Below are 26,970 nucleotides of genomic sequence, written 5' to 3'. Positions count from 1 at the left end.
GTGGCCGCTCAGGCCCGCATGAGCCGGGCCAGGCGGTCCCACGCCGGGGACGAGGCCTCGGGCTGGGACCGCGCCGCCAGCCGGGCGATGGTCGGGTTGTGGACGGGACGCGTCTCCGATCGCGGGTGATGGTCGCTGAACCAGGTCCGCGTCCGCTCCGCGAGGGCGGGTAGACGGGGGTCGTCGGGCGACCAGTCGTAGGCGGCGTCGTGGTCGAGGTAGAGGGCGCGGAAATCCGGGTCGGTCAGCAGCTCGCGCTTCTCGGCGGTCCACCGGGAGGCGTCCTCGGGCGAGGCGGTCCGCATGAGGATCCAGCCATCGCGCTCCAGGCGGATCTGGCGTTCGCTGACGCCGAGTTCGCGCAGCTCGCCGAGGAGGTCGGCGGCCTCCGGGGAGAGGAAGAGCCGGTCGCCGCCGCGCAGCTGGGCGAGGTGGTCGCGGGTCCGCCGCAGCTGCGCCATGCGCTCCTGGAGGCCGTGGTCGATCTCGGCGATGGCCGCCGTGAGCGCGTCCGGGTCGGCGTCGAGCAGGTCCGCGATGCGGGCCAGCGGCACCCCGGCCTCGGCCAAGGTCCTGATCTTGACGAGGGTGATGGCGTCCTCCGCGGTGTATCGCCGGTAGCCGGACGAGTCGCGCTCCGGCTCGGCGAGCAGACCACGCTGGTGGTAGTGGCGGACGGCCTTGACGGTCACGCCGGCGTACTCCGCGAGCTGCCCAATCGTGATCATGGCGGACATCCTCCCACCCGGAGGTTCGGTCGGGGACGCGGCGGTCAGGCCCGCCGGGCCAGCCGGCCGCCGCCGTTGCGGAAGCGCGCGCGGCCGTCGACCCCGTCGTGGTACGAGACGAGCAGGAGTCGCAGGTACCCGTCGAACGTCTCCCACGGGTACCCAGCCGGGGCGAAGAGACCCGGTCCGACCGGCACGTAGCGCTGCGGCGGGGCGGAGGTCGCGCCGCCCGCGAACGCGGTGAAGATCCGCTCCTGCGATTCGTCCGCCGGCTCGTAGGTCATCCGCTCCTCGAGCTGACCGTCGACGGCGCTGACGTCGATGCGGAGCTGGTTCGAGCGGTAGGTGCCCACGTACGGGCTGAGGTCCACGTCCGACGCCGGCGCGGTGACGAGAGCGGGGATCTCGACGCCGAGAAGGTCCCGCAGGAGCCCCTGGAGGAGCTGGTCGTGCAGGACGATCGCGCCCGGGGTGTTGCCGAAGGCGGTGAAGACCAGGTCGTGCTCGGGGACGACGCAGAGGATGGAGACGCCGCCGGGCGACGCACCGGACATGGCGAGGACGGTGGTGTCGCCGAACGGGTACCGCACCCAGCCCAGGCCCATCGGCGGGACGTTCGGGGTCGCCATGTCGTACGCGGTCTGCTGCATCAGCGCGGTCGACGCGGGCGCCAGCACCCGCGTGCCGGCGGGGGAGACTCCGCCGGCCAGGTGAGTGCGCCCGAAGGCGAGCAGGTCGGCGACGGTGCCGATCGGCGTGCCCCCGGCCGGCCCCCAGGTGTCGGGCAGCATGAACATGCCGGTGGGCCGGGCCGCCATGGTCACCGGGTCGGGGAAGTGGCCGACGGCCGTGCTGCGCAGGATGGCCTGTTCGGCCGAGGTGCTGGAGTCGGTCATGCCGACCGGTCCGAAGACGTCGCGCGCGAGCAGGTCGGGGAAGGGCAGCCCGGTCACCACCTCCAGCAGCCGGCCCGCGACGATCATGCCGCCGTTGGAGTAGCTGAGCCGCTCACCGGCCTCGAACAGGGCGCCGCAGCTCCCGGCGAGGCCGTCGACGTAGGTCTTCAGGGCGTCGCGGCCCCGGGCGTCGGGAAAGAACAGGTCGGCGTCGATGCCGTTGGTGTGCGAGACCAGGTGACGGACGAGGATCTTCGCCGCCGCGCCCGGTGCGGTCAGGGCGAATTCGGGGAGGTAGTGCGCCACCGGCGCCTCGAGGTCCAGCAGTCCCCGGTCGACCTGCTGCAGGACCAGCGTGGTGGTGAGAACCTTGGTGACGGAGCCGAAGAGGAATCCGGTGTCCTCGCGCATCGGCGCGCCGGTGGCGACGTTCGCGGTGCCGTGGGCGACGACGATCTGCTCGCCGGCGTGGTAGACGCCGGCGACGACCCCGGGGACGCTCTGGGACTCGCAGTAGGCGGCAGCCTGATCACGGATCTGGGCTCCGACGACGTGCAAGGCGCTGTCGTTGTTGTTCATGCCGACGATCGTCGAACCCTGACCCTGGGGCAGGGTCAAGCCCGACGGCCAGGAGATCGGCCCCGGTCAGCCGAGGACGAGGCCGGGGTCCGGGTCCGGCTCCGCCTGCGGGGCGGGAATCCGGTACTCCTCGGTGAGCGTGGTCATCGGGCCGGGCCAGGTGGCGTGGGCGACCTCGATCGGCTTGCGCTGGGCGTCGTAGGCGACGTGCAGCAGGTGCAGCACCGGGGTGTCCGGGCGGATCTGGAGGATCTCCGCCTCCTCCCGGCTGGGCTGGCGGGCACTGATCGTGTCGGTTGCGGTGACGTACCGGCGGCCGGTGGCCTCCTCGGCCTCCTGGTAGAGCGGGCGGCCGAACGCCTCGGCCCGTTCCAGCGAGGTGCCGGCGGTGTCGGCGGGCAGGAACCAGGAGGCGCCCACCTCGACGGGTGAGTCCTCGGTGCGGACCAGGTGCCGCCGGCAGAGCAGTTCGGTGCCGTCGGCCACCCCGAACGCGTCGGCCACCTCGGGCGGGGCGGGCGCGCGGCCCACCGAGACGAGCTGCTGTCGATACCGGGCGGCCAGGTCGGTGTGGTAGCCGCGGAAGCCGCCGTACCGGCCCCGGGAGAGCCGGTTGAGCCGGCGCCGGGTGCCCCGGACGTACGTACCCGAGCCGGGCTTGGTGATCAGGATGCCCTCGACCCGCAGCTGGTCGACGGCGCGCTGCACGGTCTGCTTGGCGACGCCGAACATCTCGGCGATGGCGGGGATGGACGGCAGCCGCTCGCCCGGCCCCCAGTCGCCGCGGCGGACCTGGGCCTTGAGCTGCGCGGCGATCTGCCGGTGCGGGAACTCGGCCGCGCCGGGATTGATCTGCATGCCCGCCTCCTCCTGACAGCTAGGTTCCTAGGATGCCCTAGCGGGGGTGACCTCGCCACCCCGGACACGCCGAAGGCCGGGCCCTCGGGGGACCCGGCCTTCGGAGAGGTGCGGCTACCAGGAGCCGGCGGTGGGGCCGGCGGAACCGCCCCGGCGGCGCAGGTACTTCTCGAACTCCTGGGCGATCTCGTCCCCGGTCAGCGGGGTGATGCCGGCGTCGCCGACCCGCTCCTCCAGCTCACGGACGTATTCGCCGAGCTCCGCGTCCTGCTCGGCGGCGCTGCGCACCCGCTGCTCCCACTCGGCGGCCTCCTCGGCCAGGTCGGCCATCGGCACCGGCAGGTCGAGCACCTCCTCGACGCGGTGCAGCAGCGCCAGGGTGGCCTTGGGGCAGGGCGGGTTGTTGGCGTAGTGCGGCACGTGCACCCAGAACGACACGGCGTCGACCTCGGCGCGGGTGCACGCGTCGTGCAGCACCCCGACGATGCCGGTCGGCCCGTCGTAGCGGGTGGGGGTGAGCTGGTAGCGCTTGGCGGCGTCGGCGTCCGAGGCGCTGCCGCTGATCGGCAGGGGCCGGGTGTAGGGCACGTCGGCCAGCAGCGCGCCGAGCAGCACGACCCGCTCGACCTCCAGGCTGTGGCAGATCTCCAGCACCTGCTCGCAGAAGGTGCGCCAGCGCATGCTCGGCTCGATGCCCCGGATCAGCACCACGTCCCGCTCGGTGCCCTCGGGGCTGGCCACCATGAAGCGGGTGGTCGGCCACTCGACCCGGCGCGTCTCGCCGTCGGCCATCGTGATGGTCGGCCGGCTCACCTGGAAGTCGTAGAAGTCCTCCGGGTCCAGCTCGGTCACCTGCCGGGCCTGCCAGACCTGCTCCAGGTGCTCCACGGCGGCGGTCGAGGCGTCGGCGGCGTCGTTCCACCCCTCGAAGGCCGCGATGGCGACCGGGGACCGCAGCACCGGCAGTCCGTCGAACTCGGTCACGCCGTCACCTCACCCTGCTCGCCGGCGGCACCCGGGCGCCGCCGGCCTACGACCACTCCAGCTCGGCGCGTCTGGCGCCGCGCCGCGACCTGAAGCCGTCGTACGGTCGCGTCGCTGATGTCCCTCACGTCCGCCAGCCTACGTGCCGCCGCGGGACGCGGCCCGTCGGCCGCGCCGGTCGGCCGGCCCGACCAGTCGGGCGAACCGGATGAAAGGTACGCGGTGATCCCGCTGACAGTATGTGGGAAGGCGCGGTTGCGGTGACCCGTCCGCGCCGCGCCGCACTAACCTGGCCCTGTGCGGACTTCGTTGCTCGATGCGCTGGCGGACCGGATTTTGATCGCCGACGGGGCGATGGGGACGATGCTGCAGGCGGCCGACCTGACCCTTGACGACTTCGACGGCCTCGAGGGCTGCAACGAGATCCTCAACGTCACGCGGCCGGACGTGGTCCGGGGCGTGCACGAGGCCTACCTGGCGGCCGGCGCCGACTGCGTGGAGACCAACACCTTCGGCGCCAACCTGCCCAACCTGGCCGAGTACGGCATCGCGGAGCGGATCCGCGAGCTGTCCGAGGCCGGCGCGCGGCTCGCCCGGGAGGCCGCCGACGCGCACGCGACGCCGGAGCAGCCGCGGTTCGTGCTCGGCTCGATGGGACCCGGCACGAAGCTGCCCACCCTCGGGCACGCCGCGTACGCGACGCTGCGGGACGCGTACCAGGAGAACGCCGCGGGTCTCATCGCCGGCGGGGCGGACGCGCTGATCATCGAGACCTGCCAGGACCTGCTCCAGGTCAAGGCCGCCGTGGTCGGCGCGAAGCGGGCCCGCACGGAGCTCGGGCGGGACGTGCCGATCATCTGCCAGGTGGCCGTCGAGACCACCGGCACCATGCTGCTGGGCAGCGAGATCGGCGCGGCGCTGACCGCGATCGAGCCGCTCGGCGTCGACCTGATCGGCCTCAACTGTTCGACCGGCCCGGCCGAGATGGGCGAGCACCTGCGCTACCTGTCCCAGCACTCGCGCATCCCGGTCTCGGTGATGCCGAACGCCGGCCTGCCGGTGCTGACCGCCGACGGCGCCTACTTCCCGCTGAGCCCGGCCGAGCTGGCCGACGCGCTGGACCAGTTCGTGACCGACTACGGCGTGGCCCTGGTCGGCGGCTGCTGCGGCACCACCCCGGAGCACATCCGGGTGCTGGTCGAGCGGCTGGGCGGGCGGCGGCCGGTGGCCCGGGAGCCGCGCCCCGAGGCGGGTGTCTCGTCGATCTACCACCACGTGCCGTTCGCCCAGGACGCCAGCATCCTGATGGTGGGGGAGCGGACCAACGCCAACGGCTCCAAGGCGTTCCGTGAGGCGATGCTCGCGGCCGACTGGCAGGCCTGCGTCGAGATCGCCCGCGGCCAGGCCCGGGACGGTTCGCACCTGCTGGATCTCTGCGTCGACTACGTGGGCCGGGACGGCACGCAGGACATGCGCGAGCTGGCCGGCCGGTTCGCCACCGCCTCCACCCTGCCGATCATGCTGGACTCCACGGAGCCGGCGGTGGTCGAGGCGGGGCTGGAGATGCTCGGCGGCCGCTGCGTGGTCAACTCGGTCAACTTCGAGGACGGCGACGGCCCCGAGTCCCGCTACGCCCGGGTCATGCCGGTGGTCCGGGAGCACGGCGCCGCCGTGGTGGCGCTGCTCATCGACGAGGAGGGCCAGGCCCGCACCCGCGACTGGAAGGTACGCGTGGCGTGCCGGCTCATCGACGACCTGACCGGCCGGTGGGGGCTGCGCCGGGAGGACATCCTCATCGACGCGCTGACCTTCCCGATCGCCACCGGGCAGGAGGAGACCCGCCGCGACGGGATCGAGACGATCGAGGCGATCCGGGAGATCGCCGCCCGTTACCCGGGGGTCAACTTCACCCTGGGCATCTCCAACGTCTCCTTCGGCCTGAACCCGGCGGCCCGGCAGGTGCTCAACTCGGTGTTCCTGCACGAGTGCGCGCAGGCCGGCCTCACCTCGGCCATCGTGCACGCCAGCAAGATCCTGCCGATGTCGAAGATCCCCGACGAGCAGCGCGAGATCGCACTCGACCTGGTCTACGACCGGCGCCGCGAGGGCTACGACCCGGTGCAGCGGTTCATCGAGGTCTTCGAGGGCGTCGACGCCGCCTCGGCGCGGGCCACCCGGGCCGAGGAGCTGGCCGCGCTGCCGCTGGACGAGCGGCTCAAGCGGCGGATCATCGACGGCGAGCGCAACGGCCTGGAGGCCGACCTGGACACGGCGATGGCCGAGGGCCGCACGCCGCTGTCCATCATCAACGACCTGCTGCTCGACGGCATGAAGGTGGTCGGCGAGTTGTTCGGCTCGGGCCAGATGCAGCTGCCGTTCGTGCTCCAGTCCGCCGAGGTGATGAAGACCGCGGTGGCCTACCTGGAGCCGCACATGGAGAAGACCGACGACGACGGCAAGGGGCGGATCGTGCTCGCCACCGTCAAGGGCGACGTCCACGACATCGGCAAGAACCTGGTCGACATCATCCTGTCCAACAACGGCTACGACGTCGTCAACATCGGCATCAAGCAGCCGATCAACGCGATCCTCGACGCCGCCGAGGAGCACCGGGCCGACGCGATCGGCATGTCCGGCCTGCTGGTCAAGAGCACGGTCATCATGAAGGAGAACCTGGCCGAGATGGCCGCGCGCGGGGTCGCCGAGCGCTGGCCGGTGCTGCTGGGCGGTGCGGCGCTCACCCGGGCGTACGTGGAGGACGACCTGCGTTCGGTGTTCCCCGGGCAGGTGCACTACGCCCGGGACGCGTTCGAGGGTCTGTCCCTCATGGACCGGGTGATGACGGCGAAGCGGGGCGGCGCGCCGGTGGTCGACCCGGAGCGCGAGGCCGCCCTGGCGGCCCGTCGGGAGCGGCGCGAGCGGCAGCGGGCCCTGGTCCGCGAGGCGCTGCCGGAGCTGGACGACGCCTCGGTCCGCTCCGACGTGGCTGCCGACGTGGAGGTGCCCACGCCGCCGTTCTTCGGCACCCGGGTGGTCAAGGGCGTGCCGTTGGCCGACTACGCGGCGCTGCTCGACGAGCGGGCCACCTTCCTGGGCCAGTGGGGGCTGCGCGGCGCCCGGGGCGGCACGGGTCCGTCCTACGAGGAGCTGGTGGAGACCGAGGGCCGGCCGCGGCTGCGCTACTGGCTGGACCGGCTGATCGCCGACAAGATCCTCGAGGCCGCCGTGGTCTACGGCTACTTCCCGGCCTACTCCGAGGGCAACGACCTGGTGGTGCTGGACGAGAACGGGCACTCCGAGCGGGCCCGGTTCTCGTTCCCGCGGCAGCGGCAGGAGCGCCGGCTGTGCCTGGCCGACTTCTTCCGTCCCAAGGGCGAGCAGCTGGACGTGGTGGCGTTGCAGCTGGTCACCGTCGGGCAGCCGATCAGCGAGTACACGGCGAAGATGTTCGCCGGCAACGAGTACCGCGACTACCTGGAGGTGCACGGCCTGTCGGTGCAGCTCACCGAGGCGCTGGCCGAGTACTGGCACCGGCGGATCCGCGCGGAGCTGGTCCTGCCGGGCGGGCGTACGGTCGCCGACGAGGATCCGGCGGACGTGGCCGGTCTGCTGCGCACCGACTACCGGGGCTGCCGGTACGCGTTCGGCTACCCGGCCTGCCCGGACCTGGAGGACCGGGCGAAGATCGTGGAGCTGCTCGGCGCCGAGCGGATCGGTGTCCAGCTCTCCGAGGAGTTCCAGCTCGTCCCCGAGCAGGCCACCGACGCGATCGTCGTCCACCACCCCGAGGCCAACTACTTCAACGCCAAGTGATCACCGCAGGCGGTCCGCTCGGTTCCTGAGTCTGGTCACCATCTCCCGAGACCGACTGACAGAAAGGCATGGCGCCATGCGGAAGCTGGTCTACGGCATGAACCTGTCCCTGGACGGCTTCGTCGCCGCGCCGGGCGACGACATCGGCTGGGGCGTACCGAGCGACGAGCTGTTTCAGTGGTGGCTCGACCAGGAGCGGGCTATTGGTCTGTTGCTGTATGGGCGCAAGCTGTGGGAGACCATGAGTTCCTACTGGCCGACCGGCGATCAGCAGCCGGGCGCCACCCCGGCGCAGGTCGAGTTCGCGCGGAACTGGCGGGATACGCCGAAGGTGGTGTTCTCTTCGACGGTCGACAAGGTTGACTGGAACACCCGTGTGGTCGCCGGCGACGCGGTCGAGGAGATCACCCGGCTCAAGGCCGAGGACGGCGAGCCGATGAGGGTTGGTGGCGCGGCGCTCGCCGGCGCGGCCATGCGGGCCGGGCTGGTCGACGAGTACGAGATCGTGACCCATCCGGTGCTGGTGGGCGGGGGTAAACGGTTCTTCACCGCGGTGGACAGCTGGGTGAACCTGAATCTGGTGGAGACGCGGACGTTTCCCGGCGGGGTGGTGCTGGCCAGGTATGAGACGAGGCGGTGAGCGCGATTGCTGTGCTGCTTGTCGGAGGCAGTGGCAGCATGCCCATTCCTCGCCCGACCAGCGCGAGGCGCGCGTTCGAAGACCGCGCATCCCGGCGTCCAGGGGAAACAGCCGTCAACCGGCAGTCCTCGCGTCACGGCGCCTCCAGCGCGTTGAGGTGCGCTTAATGGAGAGGACGACGGTGGGCCTGCCTGGCAGGGTGAGTTCGTGCCGGATGACGATCCCACCGAGGCGGAGTACCTCCGCGAGATAGAGCTGCTCGCCAACGATGTCGTCGATCGGGCGCTGGATGAGGGCTGGCTGAGCTTCGATCCCGATCCTGACGAGGCGACGCCCCTCCAGCGTGCCGTCAACGCGCTGGGGCGCCAGCTGCGGCACTACCACTTCGAGGATGACGGCTGCGTCGATCCGGACGCCCCGCTGGTCGGCCTGGCCGGGGCCCTTCTGGTGCGTCCCACGACTGTCCTGAGCGAGCAGGAGTACGTCGACATCTGCGAGCGGCTGGGCGTTGCGGCACGGCCGCAGGGGTGGGCGTTGTGGCACACGTGGGACCGGAAGGGTCGACCGATCACCATGGTCACCACCAGGATCAGCACCACCGAAGGAATGCTGCTGGTCTGGTCGAAGGGCCGCCACATGGTGCCGGCCAGACCGCCACGTGCCGCGGTGGCGGCCACCGTCCGGGGCTGGCTCGGGCCGGCGGTCCGATCTCCCGGATACGTGGCCGCGACGGGAGTGGTGGAGGCGCCCACCGCGGAAGGAGCGTGGCCACGCCGGCAGAGCTGGGCCGCCATCGACCAATGAGGACTCCGGCCCCAGGTGTATTCAGCGCCCGAGCCGATCGGCTTCGGCTGCCGGGCGCATAGGCTGACGGACGATCACGCCCTGTCCGACAGCCCGGGGAGACAGCGACATGGCCAGCGCGCAGTTGTACGACACCATCGGCGCCAACTACACCGTGACGCGGCGTACCGAGCCGCGGATCGCGGAGCAGCTCTGGGCCGCGCTCGGTGATGCGCGGACCGTGGTGAACGTCGGGGCGGGCACCGGCTCCTACGAGCCCGCCGACCGTGACGTCACCGCGGTGGAGCCGTCGGCGCTCATGCGTGCGCAGCGTCCCGCGGGCGCGGCGCCGTGCGTGGCTGCCGCTGCGGAGAGCCTCCCGTTCGAGGACCAGTCCTTCGATGCGGCGATGGCGTTCGCCACCATCCATCACTGGCGGGACCCGATCGCGGGTCTGCGCGAGATGCGGCGCGTCGCCCGCCGGGTGGTGGTGTTCACCCACGACACCAGCGACGCCGGTTGGCTTCACCGGTTCTGGCTCACCCGCGACTACCTTCCTGAGGCCGCGGATCTTGTTGCCGGCCGGCCGTCGCTGGGCGAGCTGGCCGGCGCGATCGGTGGCCGTGTGGAGCCGGTGCTCGTTCCGTGGGACTGCGTGGACGGCTTCTTCGAGGCCTACTGGCGCCGGCCCGAGGCGTACCTGGACGAGAACGTGCGTCGCGGGGTGTCGGTGTGGGCCCGGGTCGGGCCGGACGCCGAGCAGCGGGCGGTGGACAGCCTCCGGGACGACCTGGCTTCAGGTCGCTGGGCGGACCGCAACCGCGACCTCGTCGGTGTCGACGCGGCCGAGCTCGGTCTTCGCCTGCTCATCGTCTGAGCCGAGCGGGGCGCCGCGCCAGTGCCACTCGTCCAGCCGGGGGCGTCCGGGCAGCTCGATCCGGCCGGTGGACCACCGCAGTGCCGCCCACGGGTCCACCCCGGCCAGGTCGCGCGCCGCTTCGGGAAACAGCCGGGCCAGCACGCGGCTGCACACGTCCCGTGGTGGATCGATGGCGAGACCGAGGCCCTGGGCGATGTCGTCGCCGTGCAGCAGGGTCTCGGCGCAGCCCATCGCGGCGAAGCCCTCCGGGTCGGCCCGGCCGCTGGGGTGGTAAGCCCGCACCTCCGGTCCGGACGTGCGGACCGTCGCGGCCAGGATGCGGCCGCCCGCCTCGGCGAACTCCAGTATCTCGGCGGCGGACGCGTCCTTGTCGGCGCTCGCCATGAAGCGCACGTACCGCTCGTCGGGCCGGGCCACGAGCTGGGCGGCGAACGACAGCAGGCAGTCGCCGACGTGCTCGGCGGTGTGCCAGCAGTCCCACTCCACGCTGCCCGCCCGCACGGACCAGTCCAGGCCGGTCGCCGGTCGTAGGGCGGTGACGACACCGGACAGTGCCGCGTCGAGATCGTCGGCGGTGACGGCCACGGTTTCCTCCAGGCTCGCGGGGCCGGCACGCACCGGCCCCACCACCCTGCCCGACGGGTATGACGATCTCGCCGCCCGCGGTCGTGGCGAGTTGCCGTCCCGGTGCGCACGGCAACCCGCCAGGACCCGGGAATCAGTACGCGTACGTCACGGAGATGGTGGTGGCGGGGCAGTTGTTCGCCCAGCTGGTCAGGGCGCTCTTCTCCGCGCTGTCCACGGTGAGCCGCCACCGCACCTTCACCGCGACCCACTCGCGGACGTAGCGGCAGCGGGCGGAGGCGTACGACGGCAGCCAGGTGGCCGGGTCCTGGTCGCCCTTGGCCTGGTTGACGTTGTCGGTGACCGCGGCCAGCGCGCGGGAGTCACCGAGGTCGTTGGCGTACGCCTGCCGGCGGCTGGTGGTCCAGGAGCGGGCGCCGGAGTCCCAGGCCTCGGCGAGCGGGACCATGTGGTCGATGTCGAGGTCGCCGGTGAGCGTCCAGTAGGCGTTGTCGTAGTAGGAGTACCAGCGGCCGCCGGAGAGCGTGCAGGTGCCGCTGATCGTGGGCTTGGTGGTGGCCTCGGCGTAGAGGACCTCGTTGCGGGTGTTGCAGCCGTCGCCGTCGGCGTCGATCCAGTGTGGGAAGAGGTCGCGGCTGTAGCCGGTGCGGACCTCGGTGGCGACGGGGAGGCCGGCGACGGCGGTGGTGAGGGAGGCGGAGTAGCCGGCGGCCGAGGCGGGCTGGGTGAGGCCGAGGGTGGCGGCCAGGATCGCGGCGAGGCTGATGGCCGTGGCGCGCAGCGTGCGGGTCATGGGACTCCATCCGGATGGGATTGCCAGGTGTTGGCACCCATATAGACAGAGATGGAAGTAACGGTCTAGATCAAGTTGCGTGAACAGTGGATGACCGGAACGGACGAACACCGCGACGAACGCCGAACCGGGCGAACAGGCGGCCCGTCAGGTGTGTGCCGCCAGGGCGGGGGTAGTCGCCGGGGGCAGCGGAGAGACGAGGTGGGAGGTCCGGTGGACTCGTACCCCGCGGTGGAGGACCACGGCCTGATCGGCGACCTGCAGACGGCGGCGCTGATCAGCAAGGACGGCACGCTGGACTGGTTCTGCGCACCCCGGTTCGACTCGCCGAGCGTCTTCGGGGGCCTGCTGGACCGGTGTCGCGGCGGCTACTTCCAGGTCTCGCCGGAGGGCGTCGACTACACGACCAAGCAGCTCTATCTGCCGGGAACCCCGATCCTCATCACCCGTTTCCTCAGCGCGGACGGGGTGGGCGAACTGGTGGACTTCATGCCGGTCGCGGGCGACCGGGCCACCGACCATCACCGCCTGGTCCGGATGCTGCGGGTGGTGCGCGGCGCCATGCGGTTCCGGGTGGACTGCCGCCCCCGGTTCAACTACGGGCGGGACCGGCACGAGCTGGAGGTGCACCCGGACGGAATGGTCTTCCGCAGTCCCGGGCTCGCCCTCACGGTGAACGCGGTCCGCTACGCCGACCAGCTCGGCGAGATGCCCGAGCGTCGCGAGAGCGAGGAGGGCATCTGCGTCATCGCCAGCCTCCGCGAGGGCGAGGCCGGCGGCGTGGTCCTGGAGACGGAGTCCCCGGAGCGGCCGCGTCCCTATTCGCCGGAGGAGACGCGCGAGCTGCTCGAACAGACCCGCGACTACTGGCGGGGCTGGCTCGGCCGCTCCTGCTACACCGGACGGTGGCGGGAGATGGTGGAGCGGTCGGCCATGACGCTCAAGCTCATGACCTACGCGCCGACCGGCGCGCTGATCGCCGCCCCCACCGCGGGGCTGCCCGAACGGGTGGGCGGCGAACGCAACTGGGACTACCGCTACACCTGGATCCGGGACGCGTCCTTCTCGGTGCACGCCCTGCTGAGCCTGGGTTTCACCGACGAGGCCTGGCAGTACCAGCACTGGGTCGACGAGCGGATCCGGGAAGCCGAGGTGGGGGGCGTGCCGCTGCAGATCATGTACCGGGTGGACGGCTCACCGGACATCACCGAGGAGGTGCTCGACCACCTCGAGGGCTACCGCGGGTCCGCGCCGGTGCGGATCGGCAACGCCGCGGCGACGCAACTGCAACTCGACATCTACGGCGAGGTGCTTAATGCCCTCCACCTCGCCAACGACCACGGCCTCAAGGGGTCCCACGAGGGCTGGCAGCACCTCGTCCGGACGGTGGACTGGCTCTGCGCGCACTGGGACCAGCCCGAGGACGGGATCTGGGAGACCCGCGCCGGCCGCCGCGACTTCACCTACGGGCGCCTGATGTCCTGGGTGGCCCTCGACCGGGCCGTCCGGCTGGCCCACCGGCACGGGCGGCCGGCCGACGTCGGCCGGTGGACGCAGGCCCGGGACCGGATCTACGAGCAGATCATGGCGTGCGGCTACCACCCCGGACGCCGGGCCTTCGTGCAGCACTACGCCACGGACACGCTCGACGCGTCGCTGCTCGCCATGCCCTCTCTCGGCTTCGTGGCGCCCACCGATCCGATGTGGCAGTCGACGCTGCGGGCCATCGACGGCGAGCTGGTCTCCGACAGCCTGGTCTACCGGTACGACCCGGGCGCCACCGCCGACGGCCTCGCCGGCGGGGAGAGCACGTTCACCATGTGCACCTTCTGGTACGTCCAGGCCCTGGCGGAGGCCGGCCGGCTCGACGACGCGCAGCTCACCTTCGAGAAGATGCTGACCTACAGCAGCCGGCTCGGCCTCTACTCGGAGGAGATCACCCCGGCCGGGGAACAGGCCGGCAACTTCCCGCAGGCGTTCAGCCACCTCTCCCTCATCAGCACCGCGGCGAACCTCGACCGGCTCCTCGACGCCCAGGGCTGACCGGAAACCCGCTGTGCGGCGAGGTCCCGCCCGCTACGGTGACCGGAGTACGGGTTACCGGCCCGGCCCCGGCGGGTAAGCGCCCCCGACCAGCAGCGCCGACCCCGGCCGCCGTCCATGGCGGCGCAGCCCGGGAGATGCGGCTGTGACGTCCGAGGACGAGCATGGGGGTACGACGAAAGGGGCGGAGATGACCGACGACATCGCTTCGAAGGTTCCGCCGGACCCGGCCCCCGTGCTGAACACGCCGGCCGGTCCACCGCCCGTCGGCCCGCCGAGCAGCCTGGACCTGTGGGCCCGGGCGCAGACGCTGCACCGCTGCTTCGGCGACGACGACGGCGAACCGCACATCATGCGCGGCCTGGACTGAGGCCCCGCCACACCGCTGGGCGGCCCACCCGGAGCGCCCGTGCGTCGGCGACCCGGGGGGACGGACAGTGGACGGGACCGGCCGCCCGTTTCAGCCGCCCAGCCGGGCCGCCCGGGCGTGCAGGTAGCGCTGCTGGGCCAGGTTCATCGACCGGCGGGCCGCCGCCAGGTACGCCTGCCGGGCCGCGTGCGGCTCTCCGGCCAGCTCCAGCAGGTGCGCCCGGGCCGCGTGGCGGCGGTGGTCCTCGGCGACCCGGCGGTCGGCGCCCAGCGCGTCGAGCAGCGCCAGACCGGCCCGCGGACCGCGCGTCATGGCCACCGCCACGGCGTGGTTCAGCCGGACCACCGGGTTGTCGTGCAGGGCCAGCAGCATCTCGTAGAGCGCGACGATCTGCGGCCAGTCCGTCGCCTCGACGCTGGGCGCCTCGTCGTGCAACGCGGCGATCGCCGCCTGGAGCTGGTACGGCCCGACCGAACCCCGGGGCAGCGTCGCGGCGACCAGCGCCGTCCCCTCGGCGATCCGGTCGGCTCGCCAGCACCGCCGATCCTGCTCCGCCATCGGCACGAGCGTCCCGTCCGGACCGGTCCGCGCCGGGGTACGCGCGTCGGTCAGCAGCATCAGCGCCAGCAGCCCGGCGACCTCCGCATCGTCGGTGAGCCGGTGCAGCAACCGGGCCAGCCGGATGGCCTCGGCGCACAGGTCGGGCCGGTGCAGCCGCTCCCCGGCGGTGCTCGCGTACCCCTCGTTGAAGATCAGGTAGAGCACGTGCAGGACGGCGTCGAGCCGGGCGGCCCGCTCCGGGCCGGCCGGCGGGGCGAACGGCAGCGCGCTGGCGCGGATGCGCTGCTTGGCCCGGGTGATCCGCCGCGTCATGGTGGCCTCCGGCACGAGGAACGCCCGGGCCACCTCGGCGGTGCCCAACCCGCCGACCGCGCGCAGGGTCAGCGCGATCTGCCCGGCCGGTGGCAGCGACGGATGGCAGCAGAGGAACAGCAGGACGAGGCTGTCGTCGGCGTCGTCCGGCGCGCTGTCCGCGGGCGGCGACACCCAGCGGTCCGCCGGCGCCTCCCGGGCCACGCCGTCCTCCCGCCGGCGCCGGGCCTGCTCGGCGCGGAGCAGGTCGGTGAGCCGGCGGGACGCCACGGTGATCAGCCACGCCTTCGGGTCGTCCGGCAGCCCGTCGGCGGGCCAGCGGGTGGCCGCCGTGAGCAGCGCCTCCTGGGTGGCGTCCTCGGCGGTGTCGAAGTGCCCGTACCGGCGGACGAGCGCGCCGAGGACCTGCGGCGCCAGGGCGCGCAACAGGTCCTCGACGCTCCCGGCGGGCACCGGTCAGCCCTGGAGTTCCTCGATGCCGTCCACGACCGGTCGCACGTCGACGTACTCGCCCTCGGCGTCCGGGTTGACGAACCGGGCGGCGATCTCGGTGGCCCGGTCGAAGCCGGCGCACTCGACCATCGTGTAGCCGGCCAGCACCTCCTGCGTCTCCGCGTACGGGCCGTCGGTGACCACGGGCGCGCCGCCGCGCAGCCGGACCCGGCGGGCGTGCACCGGCGCGGACAGGCCCTGCGCGTCGACGAGTTCCCCGGTCTCGGCCAGCTCCTTGTGGATCGCCTCCATGTGGGCGTGCATGGCGGCGAGCTGCTCCGGGCTCATCGGTGGCTGGTCGCCGGGCCGTCCGGCCATGACGTCGTAGTCCCGCTGGCTGCCGTAGAGCATGATCAGGTACTTCACGGGTGTCTCCTCTCGGCCGGCGCCCCGCGGCGCCGCTCACCCGGGACGTCGGAGCCGCGGCGCCGCACCGGACAAAGCCTAGGGGGAATCGGCGGCGGCCCGCGCCGTCGGCGCCGGCCGGGGTGCGCGGACGTCCTACCGTGGCGGGCATGACGACGGTGCTGGTGACGCTGGCGGTGGTGGCCGCGGTCGTGGCCGTGGCGGTGGGATTCGTCTCCTGGCGGGACCGGCGACGGTCCACCCCGGACGAGGAGCGGGGGGCGGAGCGCGACGCGGAGTCGCGGCGGCACCGCTACGAGGCGTCGCGGCACGCCTCGCAGTCCGACACGGTGCGGCGCGGGCAGCCCGGCAGCGGCGGCTTCTGATCCGCCGTTCGCCGCCCCCGACTGAACGCAGGCCGGCGCGCACACGTGATCTGCGGTGGGCATCAACGGCGCACCGTCGGGGTACTGCGCTCACACAGCGACTCAGCCGGGAGGCAACGGTGGGGGAGAAGGCGGTACGTCGGCGACCGGGACCACTCGCCGGGCTGCTGGTGGCCGTGGTCGTGGCGGCCGGCTGCATGGGTGGCGGGCTGGACCAGGGCGAGCCGGAGCAGCCCCGTCCCCGGCAGAGCGGCGAGCCGGCCTCCCCGGGCGCGGACGCGACCCGGGCCGACGGCACCACCAGCGTGGCCGAGTTCAAGCAGGACTTCTCCGACGCCGTCGGCATCGCCGAGAGCTACTGGACGGCGCAGTTCCGCGGCTCCGGCGAGCAGTTCCAGCCCATCCGGCGGGTCGTGCCGTACACGAGGTCCGGCGAGGTGTCCTGCGGCGGCGAGGGGCTGCCCCGCAACAACGCGGTCTACTGCTCGGCCGGCGACTTCATCGCCTACGACGTGAACTGGTCGGTGGCGGCCTTCCGCCAGGTCGGCGACGCCTTCCTGTTCTACCTGCTCGGCCACGAGTACGCCCACGGCGTCCAGGTCCGCCTCGGCATCCGCTACAACTTCACCATCCAGCAGGAGCTGCAGGCGGACTGCATGGCCGGGGCGTACATCGGTGACAACGTGCGCTCGGGGACGCTGACCCTGGCCGAGGGCGACCTGGACGAATTCCGGGAGGGGCTGCTGGCGGTCGGCGACGACCCGGACCAGCCCTGGTTCGCCGAGGGCTCGCACGGCACCGCCGAGCAGCGCAGCGAATCGTTCTTCCGCGGCTACGAGAAGTCGCTGGACGCCTGCGGGCTCGGGTGATGCCGCAGGTCACCCTCGCCGGGGACGGTGGCCGCCCGGCGAGGCCCGGCTGAGAGGATCGGTGGGTACCCGCACCGAGGGAGGCCCCCGCTGAGCAGCAGACACCCCGCCGCCGTGCTCTTCGACATGGACGGCACCCTGGTCGACAGCGAGAAGCTCTGGGACGTCGCGTTGCAGGAGCTCGCGGCGGTCTACGGCGGCAGCCTCTCCGAGGCCGCGCGCCGGGCGATCATCGGCACCAGCATGGCCGTCTCGATGCGGATCGTGCACGAGGACCTGGGCCAGCCGGAGCGGGATCCGCAGGCCAGCGCCGACTGGATCAACGCCCGGATCCTGGAGCTGTTCCGCGACGGGCTGCGCTGGCGGCCGGGGGCGCTGGCCCTGCTGCGCGCGGTTCGCGCCGCGGGCATTCCCACCGCCCTGGTCACCTCCAGCACCCGGCCGCTGGTCGAGGTCGCCCTCGACACCCTGGGCCGGGACAGCTTCGACGCGGTGGTCTGCGGCGACGAGGTGGGCGCGGCCAAGCCGCACCCGGAGCCGTACCTGACCGCGGCGCGGCTGCTCGGTGTGCCGATCGAGCGGTGCGTCGCCATCGAGGACTCGCCGACCGGGGTGGCCAGCGCCCTCGCGGCCGGGGCCGCCGTGCTGGCCGTACCCGCCGAGGTGCCGCTGGCGCCGGTCGACGGCGTACACCAGCTGGAGAGCCTGACCGCGGCGGACCTGGAGCTGCTGTCCGCCCTGCTCGGCGAACGCCCCGCCTGACCGGTCAGCGGGCCTCGCCGAACACCGCCACGGCGATCTGGTAGCTGTCGAACGCCCGGGCCGCGCCGGCGTAGGCGGCCAGGTGGATGAACAGCTCGACGATCTCCTCCCGGGTCACCCCGGAGTGCAGGGCGATCCGCAGCTGCCCGCGCAGCGGCTCGTGGGTGCCCAGCGCCGCGGCGACCGCCACCGACACCAGGCACCGGGAGCGCAGGTCCAGGCCCTCGCGGGGCCACACGTCGCCGAAGGTGTGCAGGGTGGCCAGCCGGCGGAAGTCCGCGCCGACCGCCGGTTCGCCGGGGCCGAGCGGCAGGGTGAGCGGCTGGCCGAGCAGCCCCTCGGCGTTCACCAGCGCCCGCGCGTAGGCGTCATCCGTCACGTCCCTCACCCCCGTGGCCCGAGTCTGGCAGCGGATGGGATGCCGGCGGGAACGGAAACGGCCCCCGCCACCCTCCGGTGGTGGGGGCCGTTGCGCGTGCGTCAGTCGTGGGCGATGGCGCCCAGCACGTTGATCCGCGCGGCGCGGATCGCGGGCAGCACCGCCGCGACCACGCCGATGATCGCCGCCAGGACCAGGAAGGTCACCATCTGGCTCCAGGGCAGGACCAGGTCGGTGATGCCCTCGTCCTTGAGCGCCCGGACCACGGCCGCGCCGAGACCGGTGCCGACCACGACGCCGAGCAGCGCGCCGAAGATCGAGATCACCACCGCCTCCACGGTGATCATCCGCATGGTCTGGGCCCGGCGCAGGCCGATGGCCCGCAGCAGGCCCAGCTCCCGGGTCCGCTCCAGCACCGACAGGGCCAGGGTGTTGATGATGCCCAGTACCGCGATCACGATGGCCAGCGCCAGCAGGATCTGGATCATCCGCAGCGGGGTGTCCAGCTGGCTGGTCTGCTGCTTGATGAACGCGGCCCGGTCGGCCACCGACACCTCGGGGCTGTCCGCGAGCAGCCGCTCGATCTGCGGCTGCACCGCGGCGACCGAGGTGCCCGGGGCGAGCTGCACGAAGCCCTGGATGGGCTGCGGGATGGCGAAGTCGGCGGCCGCCTGCGGCGGCAGCACCACCGGGTTGGTCAGCTGCGAGCTCTCGTAGATGCCGCTGACCGTGTAGGTGTGGGCCTCGCCCCGGGACAGCTGCACGGTGACCGTCGAGCCGACCGACAGCTTGCGGGACTCCGCGGTGTCCGAGCTGACCAGCATCTGGTCCGGGTTCAGCCGGCTGATGTCACCGGCGTTCGCCTTCGCCCCGAAGATCCGCTCCAGCGCGGCGACGTCGCTGGACACGGCCACCCAGGTGCGCTCGCCGTTCATGGTGGCCATGTCGCCGTACTCGCCGTCGACCAGCCGCACCCCGGGGATGGCGGCGGCCTTCTCCAGCACCGCCGGGTCGAAGCTCGCCGGCCGGGGGCCGGTCTGGGCGCCGGAGATCACCAGCTCGGCCTTGATGGTGTCCTCCGCCAGGGCGCTGATGCTGCCCTTGGCCGAGTCGAGGATCACGGTCACCCCGGTCACCAGCGCGATGCCGACCATCAGCGCGGCAGCCGTGATGGCCGTGCGGCGGGGGTTGCGGCCGGAGTTCAGCCGCCCCAGCTTGCCCGGCACCGACCAGGCGAAGATCGAGCCCAGCAGGGCGACGACCGGCCGGCTGATCAGCGGGGTCAGCAGCGCCACGCCGATGAAGGCGAACAGCACGCCGCCCAGGATGGTGGCGAGGGTGTTGTCGCCGGCGTGGCCGCCGAGCCCGAGGAACAGCAGGCCGGCGCCGATCGCGGTGACCACCGACCCGCCGACGGTCACCTTGGTCAGCGGCCGGTCCGGCGTGGCGACGTCCTGCATGGCGGCGATCGGCGGGATGCGCGAGGCCCGCAGCGCGGGCAGCAGCGCCGCCACCACCGTGATCACCGTGCCCACGGCGAAGGCGCCGATGATCGCCGCGGGCGGCACGCCGAGCCCCGCCAGGGTGAGCCCGCCGGCGAGCTTGCCGAACAGGTACGCCAGCAGCGCGCCGACCCCGATGCCGGCGGCGAGGCCGAGCACCGAGGCGATCAGGCCGACCGCCACGGCCTCCAGCACCACCGAGCCGATGATCTGCCGCCCGCTCGCGCCGATGGCCCGCATGAGCGCCAGCTCGCGGGTGCGCTGGGCCACGATGATCGAGAAGGTGTTGAGGATCAGGAACGTGCCGACGAGCAGCGCCACCGCGGCGAAGCCGAGCAGGATCTTGTTGAAGAAGGACAGGCCCTCCTTCAGGCTGGCGGACGCGTCGTCCGCGAGCTGCTTGCCGGTCTTCACCTCGTAGTCCGTGCCGAGGGCGCGGGCCACGTCGTCGCGCAGCGCCTCGGGCGTGGTGCCGTCGGCGGCCTGCGCGGTCACGTTGGAGAACACGTCCGGCTTGCCGAGCATCAGCTGCTGGGCGACCGGGGTGGTGAACGCGACCTCGTTGACCCCGCCGACCGAGTCCCGGCCGCCGCTGTAGCCGAAGACGCCCACCAGGGTGAACTCCTTCTTCGGCGCCAGGGTCAGCACGCCGACCCGGTCGCCGACCTTGACCTTGGCCGCGTCGGCGAGCGCCACGTTGACCACGATCTCGTCGTCGGCCTGCGGCGCGCGCCCCTCGCGCAGCTTCAGCAGGTCGCTCTCGCCGAGCCAGTTCTCGCCGAGCTGCGGCGGGCCGAACGAGGTGACCACCTTGCCGTTGCTGCCGATCAGCCGGGCCCCGTCGGCGTTGACCACGCCCTGGACGTCGGTGACGCCGGGCACCGCCTTGACCCGGTCGACGACCGACGCGGGCACCGGGGTGGCCACCTGCTCGCCCTCGACCTCGGACAGGGCGACCTTCGGCTTGGCGGCGACGTTGACGTCGACTTCGGAGAACGCGTCGGAGAAGACCGCGTCGAAGGAGCGGCCGAGGGTGTCGGTGAGCACGAACGCGCCGGAGACGAACATGACGCCGAGCACCACCGCCAGGCCGGACAGCAGCAGGCGCAGCTTGCGCGCCAGCAGGCTCTTCAGAGTGGCCCGGAACATCAGTTGCCCACCTCGGCCGGCGCGTCGAGCTTCTTCATGGTGTCCAGCACCGTGTCGGCGGTCGGCTCGATCAGCTCGGAGACGATCTGGCCGTCGGCGAGGAAGACCACCCGGTCGGCGTACGCGGCGGCGGTCGGGTCGTGGGTGACCATGACGATCGTCTGGCCGTGCTCCCGGACCGAGTTGCGCAGGAAGTTGAGCACCTCGGCGCCGGAGCGGGAGTCCAGGTTGCCGGTCGGCTCGTCGGCGAAGATCACCTCGGGGCGGGCCACCAGGGCTCGGGCGCACGCCACCCGCTGCTGCTGGCCGCCGGAGAGCTGCGCCGGGCGGTGCCCGAGCCGCTCCCGCAGGCCGACCGTGTCGATCACGGTGTCGTACCAGGCCGGATCGGGCTTGCGGCCGGCGATCGACAGCGGCAGCAGGATGTTCTCCTGCGCGGTGAGCGTGGGCAGCAGGTTGAACTGCTGGAAGATGAAGCCCACCTTGTCGCGGCGGAGCTTCGTCAGGCCGGCGTCGCCCAGCCCGGTCACCGTGGTGTCACCGATCATGACGGTGCCCCGGGTCACCGAGTCCAGACCCGCCAGGCAGTGCATGAGCGTCGACTTGCCCGAGCCGGACGGGCCCATGATCGCGGTGAACCGGCCCCGCTCGAACTCGGCGCTCACCCCCCGCAGCGCGATGACCTGCGCCTCGCCGCTGCCGTACACCTTCCACACGTCGCTGGCCCGGGCCGCGGCCTGCGCCTGCTGCCCTACCGTCGCGGTCACGTCATCTACCTCTTCCGTCAGCCTGCTGATCCGCACCGCCCCCGCTGGCCGGTGCGGCAGTTCCCATCCTCGGCGCCGCCGGGCGCGGATCCGTCCACCCCCGGGCGGAACCGTCGCCGAACTTTCCGTTGGGGTCGCCCCCGAGGCCGGCTCAGGGTCATCCCTGACCAGCCGGCGCCGCCGACGCTAGGACCTCACGTCGCGTCATGGTCAACCCCGCCGCGCCGCCGATGGTCACGGTAGGTGACCGGCGCCACCTCACCCGCCGGGGCGGACCAGACCCGTCTCGTACGCCAGCACGACGGCCTGCACCCGGTCGCGCAGACCCAGCTTGGTCAGCACGTGCCCGACGTGGGTCTTCACGGTGGTCTCGCTCACCGACAGTTCCCGGGCGATCTCGGCGTTGGACAACCCGCGGGCCACCTGCACGAGCACCTCCCGCTCCCGCTCGGTCAGCGCGTCCAACGCCTTCGGCGGGGTGGCCGCCGGGTCGGGCAGCATGTCGGCGAAGCGGTCCAGCAGCCGGCGCAGGATCCGCGGGGCCACCACCGCCTCCCCGGCGGCCACCGTCCGGATCGCGGTCACCAGGTCCTCGGCCGGCACGTCCTTGGCCAGGAAGCCGCTGGCCCCGGCCCGCAGCGCGCCGACCACGTACTCGTCGAGGTCGAAGGTGGTGAGGATGAGCACCCGCACGGGCAGCCGGGCGTCCACGATCGCCCGGGTGGCGGCCACCCCGTCCATCCGTGGCATCCGGATGTCCATGAGCACCACGTCGGGCAGCAGCCGCCGGGACAGCTCCACCGCCTCCACCCCGTCGCCGGCCTCGGCCACGATGTCCAGGTCGTCCTCGGTGCCCAGCACCATCCGGAAGCCGGTACGCAGCAGCGGCTGGTCGTCGGCGAGCAGGATCCGCACCGGTCGGCCGGCGGTGCTGTCGGTCATCGGTCTCCCCTCGTTCGGCCGGGTGCCGGTCACGCCGGGACCGCCCCGGCGGGCTCCAGCGGGATCCGCGCGTACACCCGGAAGCCGCCGCCCGGCCGCGGGCCGGTCCGCAGGATCCCACCGTAGAGGGCGACCCGTTCCCGCATGCCGACCAACCCGTGCCCGATCCGGCCGGCCGCGGGCGTCGGGCCGCGCCCGGTGTCGGTGACCTCCACGGCCAGGAAGCCGTCGGCGAGGGTGAGCCGGACCAGCGCCGTTGCCCGGCCGGCGTGCTTGAGGGCGTTGGTCAGCGCCTCCTGCACGATCCGGTAGACGGTGAGCGCCACCCCGTCCTCCATCGGCCCGGGCGTGCCGTCGACCCGCAGCGTGACCGGCAGCCCGGCCTCGCGGACCTGCTCGACCAGGGCCTCGATGCCGGTCAGCCCCGGCTGCGGGGTCAGCTCGGCGGCCGGTTCGGCGTCGGTGCGCAGCACGTCCAGCAGCCGGCGCAGCTCCCGCAGGGTGGCCCGGCCGGTCTCCTCGACGGTGGCCATCGCCTCGTCCGCCGCGTCCGGGTCCCGCCGGAGCACCCGGCGGGCCCCGGTGGCCAGCACGCCCATCACGCTGACGTGGTGGGCCACCACGTCGTGCAGCTCCCGGGCGATCCGGCGCCGCTCGTCGGCGACGGCCTGCTCGGCCAGCGACCGCTGGGTGGTCTCGGCGATCCGGGCCCGCTCCCGCAGCATCCGGGTGGACTGGCGGCGGGCCTGCACCGCGCGGCCCACCGCGTACGCCACCGAGGCGGTGAGCAGGTTGTTGAGCACCAGCACGCCGGGGCCCATGTCGAGCACGCCGTCCAGCGGCGCGGCCAGGTTCGCCAGCATGACCGGCACCCACAGCAGCAGCGCGGCGAGGGTGGCCGGACGTAGCGGCCGGTGCGCCGCCATGGTGTAGGTGAGCACCACGAAGGTCAGCCCCTGGGTGGTGGGGGCGAGGTGGAACAGCACCGGCACGGCCAGGGTGGCCACCGCCGCGCCCACGGCCGGCCACGGGGCGACCCGGCGGATGGCCACCGGGGCGGCGCAGAGCACGCTCCACCCCAGCGCCGCCCAGAGCTGGTCGGGCCGCAGCTCCCGCGGGGTCAGCAGCAGGAACGCCGCGTCCACCAGCGCCAGCGCGACGGCCGTGGCGGCGTCCACGGCCAGCGGCCGGTCCCGCGCCCACGCGCGCAGCCGGTTGGTCATGCGTCGACGCTAGCCGCCGCCGCGCGCCGGCCGGTCGTCGCCGATGCCGAACCCGGTCTCCTCCGTGGGGAGGAGGATCACTCGTCCGCGCCGGGCGCGGCCGGGCGGGACCGGGCGTCGGTGAGCGGGTCGGCCGGGCCCGCGACCGGGAAGGGCGGCGGGGTGCCGCCGAAGCTCGGGCAGAGCGCCCGGTGGCTGCACCAGTCGCAGAGCCGGCTGGGCCGGGGCCGGAAGTCCTGCCGGGCGGTGGCCTGCTCGATGGCCTGCCAGAGCGCCACCACCGTGCGCTCGAAGCGCAGCAGCTCGTCGGCGTCGGGGGAGTAGTCGCAGACCTCGGCGTCCTTGAGGTAGAGCAGCCGCAGGACCCGCGGCACCACACCGCGGGTGCGCCACAGCACCAGGGCGTAGAACTTCAGCTGGAACAGCGCCCGCGCCTCGAACGCCTCCCGCGGGGCGCCGCCGGTCTTGTAGTCGACCACCCGCAGCGCGCCGTCGGGCGCCACGTCCAGCCGGTCGAGGTAGCCCCGGATGAGCAGCTCGTCGTCGACCACCGCGGAGATCAGCGCCTCCCGCTCGGCCGGCTCCAGCCGGCGCGGGTCCTCCACGGCGAAGTAGCCCTCCAGCAGGCCCGCCGCCGAGCGGAGGAACCCGTCGACCGCGGCCGCGTCGCCCTCGGGGAACAGCGTCGCCAGCTCCGGCTGCTCGGTGACCAGCCGGTCCCACTGCGGGGCGACCAGGTCGCCGGCCGACTCCGGGGTGCGGGCCGCCGCCGGCAGGTCGAACAGCCGCTCCAGCACGGCGTGCACCAGCGTGCCCCGGACCTGCTCGACGGTGGGTCGCTCGGGCAGCCGGTCGATGCTGCGGAACCGGTAGAGCAGCGGGCAGGTCTTGAAGTCGGCCGCGCGCGACGGGGACAGCGACGCCCGCACCGTGGGCGGCGTGGCCGTCGGGTCGGGCTGCGTGTCGATCACCGGTTCCGCCGTCATGCCCGGAAGGTTAGGGCACCGGTGTGACAGGGCCGCCGTCGCCGCACCGGGCATGATCCGCCCCGCGGTGCCGTCCTTCGTTCGTGACTGCGGGGCTCGCAGAACCGGGTCACTCCTCGCGCTCACGTAGCATCGCCCCGGTGGAGCAGCGGACCCGACCGTCGCGCCGGCCCGGGCTGACCCTCGGCCGGGTCTTCGGGGTGCCGCTGCGCGCCGACGCGTCGATGCTGCTGCTCACCGTGGTCGTCACGGTGCTCTACGCCGCGCTGGCCCGCCGCCAGCTCGACCTCGGCCACCTCGGCGGCTACCTGGTCGGCCTCGGCTTCGTCGTCTCCCTGCTCGGCTCGGTGCTGCTGCACGAGCTGGGCCACGCGCTGACCGCCCGGCGGTACGGCATCGGTGTGCGCGGGATCACCCTGGAGCTGCTCGGCGGCTACACCGAGATGGACCGGGACGCCCCCAGCCCCAAGGTCGACCTGCTGGTCTCCCTCGCCGGCCCGGCCGTGTCCGCCGTGCTCGGCGCCGGGGCGGTCGCCGCCACCCTCGCCCTGCCCGCCGGCACCCTCGCCCACCAGCTCACCTTCCAGCTCGCCCTCAGCAACGTCGTGGTCGCCGTCTTCAACAGCCTGCCCGGGCTGCCCCTGGACGGGGGCCGGGGGCTGCGCGCCGCGGTCTGGGCGGTCACCCGGGACCGGCACCGGGGCACCGAGGTGGCCGGCTGGATCGGGCGGGCCGTGGCCGTCGCCACCGTCGTCCTGGCCGTGGCGCTCACCCTGCGCCGGGCGCTGGCCCCGCTCGCCCTGCCGCTGATGCTGCTGGTCGCCGTGACCCTCTGGCGCGGCGCCGGCCAGTCCATCCGGATGGCCCGGATCGGCCGCCGCCTGCCGCTGGTCGACCTGGCCCGGCTGGCCCGCCCGCTGCTGCCGGTGCCCACCGGCACCCCGCTGGCCGAGGCGCAGCGCCGCCGCGCCGAGGGGCTCACCCCGGACGCCGCGCTCGCCGTGGTCGACTCCGCCGGCCGCCCGGTCGCCCTGGTCGACCCGGCCCGCGCCGCCGCCGTACCCCCGGAACGGCGGCCGTGGCTCGCGGTGGACGAGGTGGCCCGCGGCCTGGACCGGATGCCCGCCCTGCCGCTCGGCGCGGACGGCGAACGGGTGCTGGAGACCGTGCGCACCCACCCGGGCGCGCAGTACGTCGTGACGGCAGGCGAAGATGTGGTCGGCGTGCTGCACATCGCGGATCTCGCCCAGCTCCTCGAACCCAAACGGAAGACGAACACGTGACCGCAGATACCTCCACCGTCCCGGCGCTGCCACCCGTGCACCGGGGGCCGTTCCGCCCCGGCGACCGGGTCCAGCTGACCGACCCGAAGGGCCGGATGCACACCGTGACGCTGGAGCCCGGCAAGGAGTTCCACACCCACCGGGGGATCCTCAAGCACGACACGCTGATCGGCCTGCCCGACGGCAGCGTGGTCACCACGGCCGGTGGCGGCACCGCGTTCCTGGCCCTGCGGCCGCTGCTGTCCGACTACGTGCTCTCCATGCCGCGCGGCGCCCAGGTGATCTACCCGAAGGACTCGGCGCAGATCGTCGCCATGGGCGACATCTTCCCCGGTGCGAAGGTCCTGGAGGCCGGCGCCGGCTCCGGCGCGCTGTCCTGCTCGCTGCTGCGGGCGGTCGGCACCGACGGCGAGCTGCACTCCTTCGAGGTACGCGACGACTTCGCCCAGATCGCGCGGCGCAACGTCGAGGCGTTCTTCAACGGCCCGCACCCCGCCTGGCGGCTGCACGTCGGCGACGTCGCCGGGTGCACCGAGACCGGTTTCGACCGGATCATCCTGGACATGCTCACCCCGTGGGAGATGCTCGACATGGTCGAGCGGGCCCTCGTCCCCGGCGGCGTGCTGATCGGCTACGTGGCCACCACGCCGCAGCTCTCCGAGCTGGTCGAGGCGCTGCGCGAGCGGGGCGGCTGGACCGAGCCGCGCGCCTGGGAGTCCCTGGTCCGGGACTGGCACGCCGAGGGGCTCGCGGTCCGGCCCGACCACCGGATGATCGCGCACACCGCCTTCCTGGTCTCCGCGCGCAAGCTCGCCCCCGGGGTCACCGCCCCGCCGCGGCGCCGTAAGCCCAGCAAGGGCGCCGAGGCGTACGCCCAGCGCCGGGACGCGCTGCGCGCGGCCGAGGCGGCCCGGCGGACGGCCGCCGAGGGCGAGGAGCCGGATCAGGCGTGACCCCGCGGCGCGGGCGGGTTTGAGCGGGCGGATCATGGGTCCCGGCGTGGACGACACCGAGCGGGTGGAGACGGTGGCATGAGCGAGCGGATCGGGGCACGCGGCGC

Annotated in this window: 24 protein-coding genes and 1 pseudogene; 11 read left to right on the top strand and 14 right to left on the bottom strand. The window is 73.3% G+C overall.

Annotation, left to right across the window (positions count from 1 at the left end; all coding sequences use genetic code 11):
• Positions 1 to 8 precede the first annotated feature (8 nt).
• The 4 genes from GA0070214_RS19940 to GA0070214_RS19925 all read right to left on the bottom strand — a co-directional run bounded on the left by GA0070214_RS19940 (position 9) and on the right by GA0070214_RS19925 (position 4,045).
• On the bottom strand, positions 9 to 728 hold the full coding sequence (locus GA0070214_RS19940; protein ID WP_167364298.1) for a MerR family transcriptional regulator: 720 nt from the start codon (positions 726 to 728) through the stop codon (positions 9 to 11).
• Positions 729 to 772: 44 nt separating this feature from the next.
• Complete coding sequence (locus tag GA0070214_RS19935; RefSeq protein WP_091265946.1) at positions 773 to 2,203, bottom strand: serine hydrolase domain-containing protein; 1,431 nt, start codon at positions 2,201 to 2,203, stop codon at positions 773 to 775.
• Positions 2,204 to 2,269: 66 nt separating this feature from the next.
• Positions 2,270 to 3,061, bottom strand: coding sequence for a GntR family transcriptional regulator (locus tag GA0070214_RS19930; protein ID WP_091265943.1), 792 nt, complete (start codon positions 3,059 to 3,061; stop codon positions 2,270 to 2,272).
• Positions 3,062 to 3,175: 114 nt separating this feature from the next.
• On the bottom strand, positions 3,176 to 4,045 hold the full coding sequence (locus GA0070214_RS19925) for a PAC2 family protein (protein ID WP_030504102.1): 870 nt from the start codon (positions 4,043 to 4,045) through the stop codon (positions 3,176 to 3,178).
• Between the two features lie 297 nt (positions 4,046 to 4,342).
• On the opposite strand from GA0070214_RS19925, the gene metH reads away from it, so the two are divergent.
• The 4 genes and pseudogenes from metH to GA0070214_RS19905 form a co-directional block, all read left to right on the top strand.
• Positions 4,343 to 7,858, top strand: a complete 3,516-nt coding sequence (metH, locus tag GA0070214_RS19920; protein WP_208602833.1) for a methionine synthase — start codon at positions 4,343 to 4,345, stop codon at positions 7,856 to 7,858.
• Between the two features lie 76 nt (positions 7,859 to 7,934).
• On the top strand, positions 7,935 to 8,498 hold the full coding sequence (locus tag GA0070214_RS19915; RefSeq protein ID WP_091265938.1) for a dihydrofolate reductase family protein: 564 nt from the start codon (positions 7,935 to 7,937) through the stop codon (positions 8,496 to 8,498).
• A 207-nt stretch (positions 8,499 to 8,705) separates the two neighbouring features.
• Positions 8,706 to 9,302, top strand: coding sequence for a hypothetical protein (locus tag GA0070214_RS19910; RefSeq protein ID WP_091265934.1), 597 nt, complete (start codon positions 8,706 to 8,708; stop codon positions 9,300 to 9,302).
• 118 nt (positions 9,303 to 9,420) lie between these two features.
• Positions 9,421 to 10,158: pseudogene (locus GA0070214_RS19905) on the top strand (class I SAM-dependent methyltransferase); the annotation flags it as partial.
• On the opposite strand, the gene GA0070214_RS19900 reads toward GA0070214_RS19905, so the two are convergent.
• Together GA0070214_RS19900 and GA0070214_RS19895 are read right to left on the bottom strand one after the other, a co-directional pair.
• Positions 10,078 to 10,779 (bottom strand): maleylpyruvate isomerase mycothiol-dependent enzyme family protein, encoded by a 702-nt coding sequence (locus GA0070214_RS19900; protein WP_208602832.1) that lies wholly within the window; start codon positions 10,777 to 10,779, stop codon positions 10,078 to 10,080. The pseudogene GA0070214_RS19905 and the gene GA0070214_RS19900 sit on opposite strands and share 81 nt — an antisense overlap.
• Positions 10,780 to 10,879: 100 nt before the next feature.
• Positions 10,880 to 11,539 carry an HNH endonuclease family protein gene (locus GA0070214_RS19895; protein ID WP_091265931.1) on the bottom strand — a complete coding sequence of 220 codons (660 nt, stop codon included), beginning with the start codon at positions 11,537 to 11,539 and terminating at the stop codon, positions 10,880 to 10,882.
• Positions 11,540 to 11,752: 213 nt separating this feature from the next.
• On the opposite strand from GA0070214_RS19895, the gene GA0070214_RS19890 reads away from it, so the two are divergent.
• Both GA0070214_RS19890 and GA0070214_RS19885 read left to right on the top strand, forming a co-directional pair.
• A complete protein-coding gene (locus GA0070214_RS19890; RefSeq protein ID WP_091265927.1) occupies positions 11,753 to 13,582 on the top strand; it encodes a glycoside hydrolase family 15 protein in 1,830 nt (609 codons plus the stop codon).
• A 190-nt stretch (positions 13,583 to 13,772) separates the two neighbouring features.
• Positions 13,773 to 13,952 carry a hypothetical protein gene (locus GA0070214_RS19885; RefSeq protein ID WP_091265922.1) on the top strand — a complete coding sequence of 60 codons (180 nt, stop codon included), beginning with the start codon at positions 13,773 to 13,775 and terminating at the stop codon, positions 13,950 to 13,952.
• A gap of 90 nt (positions 13,953 to 14,042) precedes the next feature.
• Here GA0070214_RS19885 and GA0070214_RS19880 read toward each other — a convergent pair whose 3' ends face one another.
• Positions 14,043 to 15,278 carry an RNA polymerase sigma factor gene (locus GA0070214_RS19880; protein WP_091265919.1) on the bottom strand — a complete coding sequence of 412 codons (1,236 nt, stop codon included), beginning with the start codon at positions 15,276 to 15,278 and terminating at the stop codon, positions 14,043 to 14,045.
• A 3-nt stretch (positions 15,279 to 15,281) separates the two neighbouring features.
• Positions 15,282 to 15,683, bottom strand: coding sequence for a YciI family protein (locus tag GA0070214_RS19875; RefSeq protein WP_091265915.1), 402 nt, complete (start codon positions 15,681 to 15,683; stop codon positions 15,282 to 15,284).
• Positions 15,684 to 15,832: 149 nt separating this feature from the next.
• Here GA0070214_RS19875 and GA0070214_RS19870 point away from each other — a divergent pair, with 149 nt between their 5' ends.
• The 3 genes from GA0070214_RS19870 to GA0070214_RS19860 all read left to right on the top strand — a co-directional run bounded on the left by GA0070214_RS19870 (position 15,833) and on the right by GA0070214_RS19860 (position 17,679).
• The gene (locus GA0070214_RS19870) at positions 15,833 to 16,048 is read left to right on the top strand and encodes a hypothetical protein (protein WP_091265912.1); all 216 of its coding nucleotides are present in this window, start codon (positions 15,833 to 15,835) and stop codon (positions 16,046 to 16,048) included.
• Positions 16,049 to 16,167: 119 nt separating this feature from the next.
• On the top strand, positions 16,168 to 16,917 hold the full coding sequence (locus tag GA0070214_RS19865; protein ID WP_091265910.1) for a neutral zinc metallopeptidase: 750 nt from the start codon (positions 16,168 to 16,170) through the stop codon (positions 16,915 to 16,917).
• Between the two features lie 114 nt (positions 16,918 to 17,031).
• Positions 17,032 to 17,679 carry an HAD family hydrolase gene (locus tag GA0070214_RS19860; protein WP_091265904.1) on the top strand — a complete coding sequence of 216 codons (648 nt, stop codon included), beginning with the start codon at positions 17,032 to 17,034 and terminating at the stop codon, positions 17,677 to 17,679.
• Positions 17,680 to 17,683: 4 nt separating this feature from the next.
• On the opposite strand, the gene GA0070214_RS19855 is transcribed toward GA0070214_RS19860, so the two are convergent.
• The 6 genes from GA0070214_RS19855 to GA0070214_RS19830 form a co-directional block, all read right to left on the bottom strand.
• Entirely contained in the window at positions 17,684 to 18,058 is a 375-nt protein-coding gene (locus GA0070214_RS19855; protein ID WP_091265901.1) for a carboxymuconolactone decarboxylase family protein, read from the bottom strand.
• Between the two features lie 101 nt (positions 18,059 to 18,159).
• Entirely contained in the window at positions 18,160 to 20,709 is a 2,550-nt protein-coding gene (locus tag GA0070214_RS19850; protein WP_091265898.1) for an ABC transporter permease, read from the bottom strand.
• Positions 20,709 to 21,476, bottom strand: a complete 768-nt coding sequence (locus GA0070214_RS19845) for an ABC transporter ATP-binding protein (RefSeq protein WP_091265895.1) — start codon at positions 21,474 to 21,476, stop codon at positions 20,709 to 20,711. Before GA0070214_RS19845 ends, GA0070214_RS19850 begins: the two co-directional genes overlap by 1 nt.
• 258 nt (positions 21,477 to 21,734) lie before the next feature.
• Positions 21,735 to 22,418 carry a response regulator gene (locus GA0070214_RS19840; protein WP_091266629.1) on the bottom strand — a complete coding sequence of 228 codons (684 nt, stop codon included), beginning with the start codon at positions 22,416 to 22,418 and terminating at the stop codon, positions 21,735 to 21,737.
• A gap of 29 nt (positions 22,419 to 22,447) precedes the next feature.
• Positions 22,448 to 23,641 (bottom strand): sensor histidine kinase, encoded by a 1,194-nt coding sequence (locus tag GA0070214_RS19835; RefSeq protein WP_091265892.1) that lies wholly within the window; start codon positions 23,639 to 23,641, stop codon positions 22,448 to 22,450.
• Between the two features lie 77 nt (positions 23,642 to 23,718).
• Complete coding sequence (locus GA0070214_RS19830; RefSeq protein WP_091265889.1) at positions 23,719 to 24,627, bottom strand: RecB family exonuclease; 909 nt, start codon at positions 24,625 to 24,627, stop codon at positions 23,719 to 23,721.
• 224 nt (positions 24,628 to 24,851) lie between these two features.
• On the opposite strand from GA0070214_RS19830, the gene GA0070214_RS19825 reads away from it, so the two are divergent.
• Positions 24,852 to 25,910 (top strand): M50 family metallopeptidase, encoded by a 1,059-nt coding sequence (locus GA0070214_RS19825; RefSeq protein WP_244167788.1) that lies wholly within the window; start codon positions 24,852 to 24,854, stop codon positions 25,908 to 25,910.
• Positions 25,907 to 26,863 (top strand): tRNA (adenine-N1)-methyltransferase, encoded by a 957-nt coding sequence (locus GA0070214_RS19820; protein ID WP_091265885.1) that lies wholly within the window; start codon positions 25,907 to 25,909, stop codon positions 26,861 to 26,863. Before GA0070214_RS19825 ends, GA0070214_RS19820 begins: the two co-directional genes overlap by 4 nt.
• The last annotated feature ends 107 nt before the right edge of the window (positions 26,864 to 26,970 follow it).

The organism is Micromonospora chaiyaphumensis, assembly GCF_900091435.1.
GTDB lineage: Bacteria > Actinomycetota > Actinomycetes > Mycobacteriales > Micromonosporaceae > Micromonospora > Micromonospora chaiyaphumensis.
The sequence above is the reverse complement of the archived record's forward strand: the minus strand, read 5'-3'. Positions and strand labels throughout refer to the sequence as shown.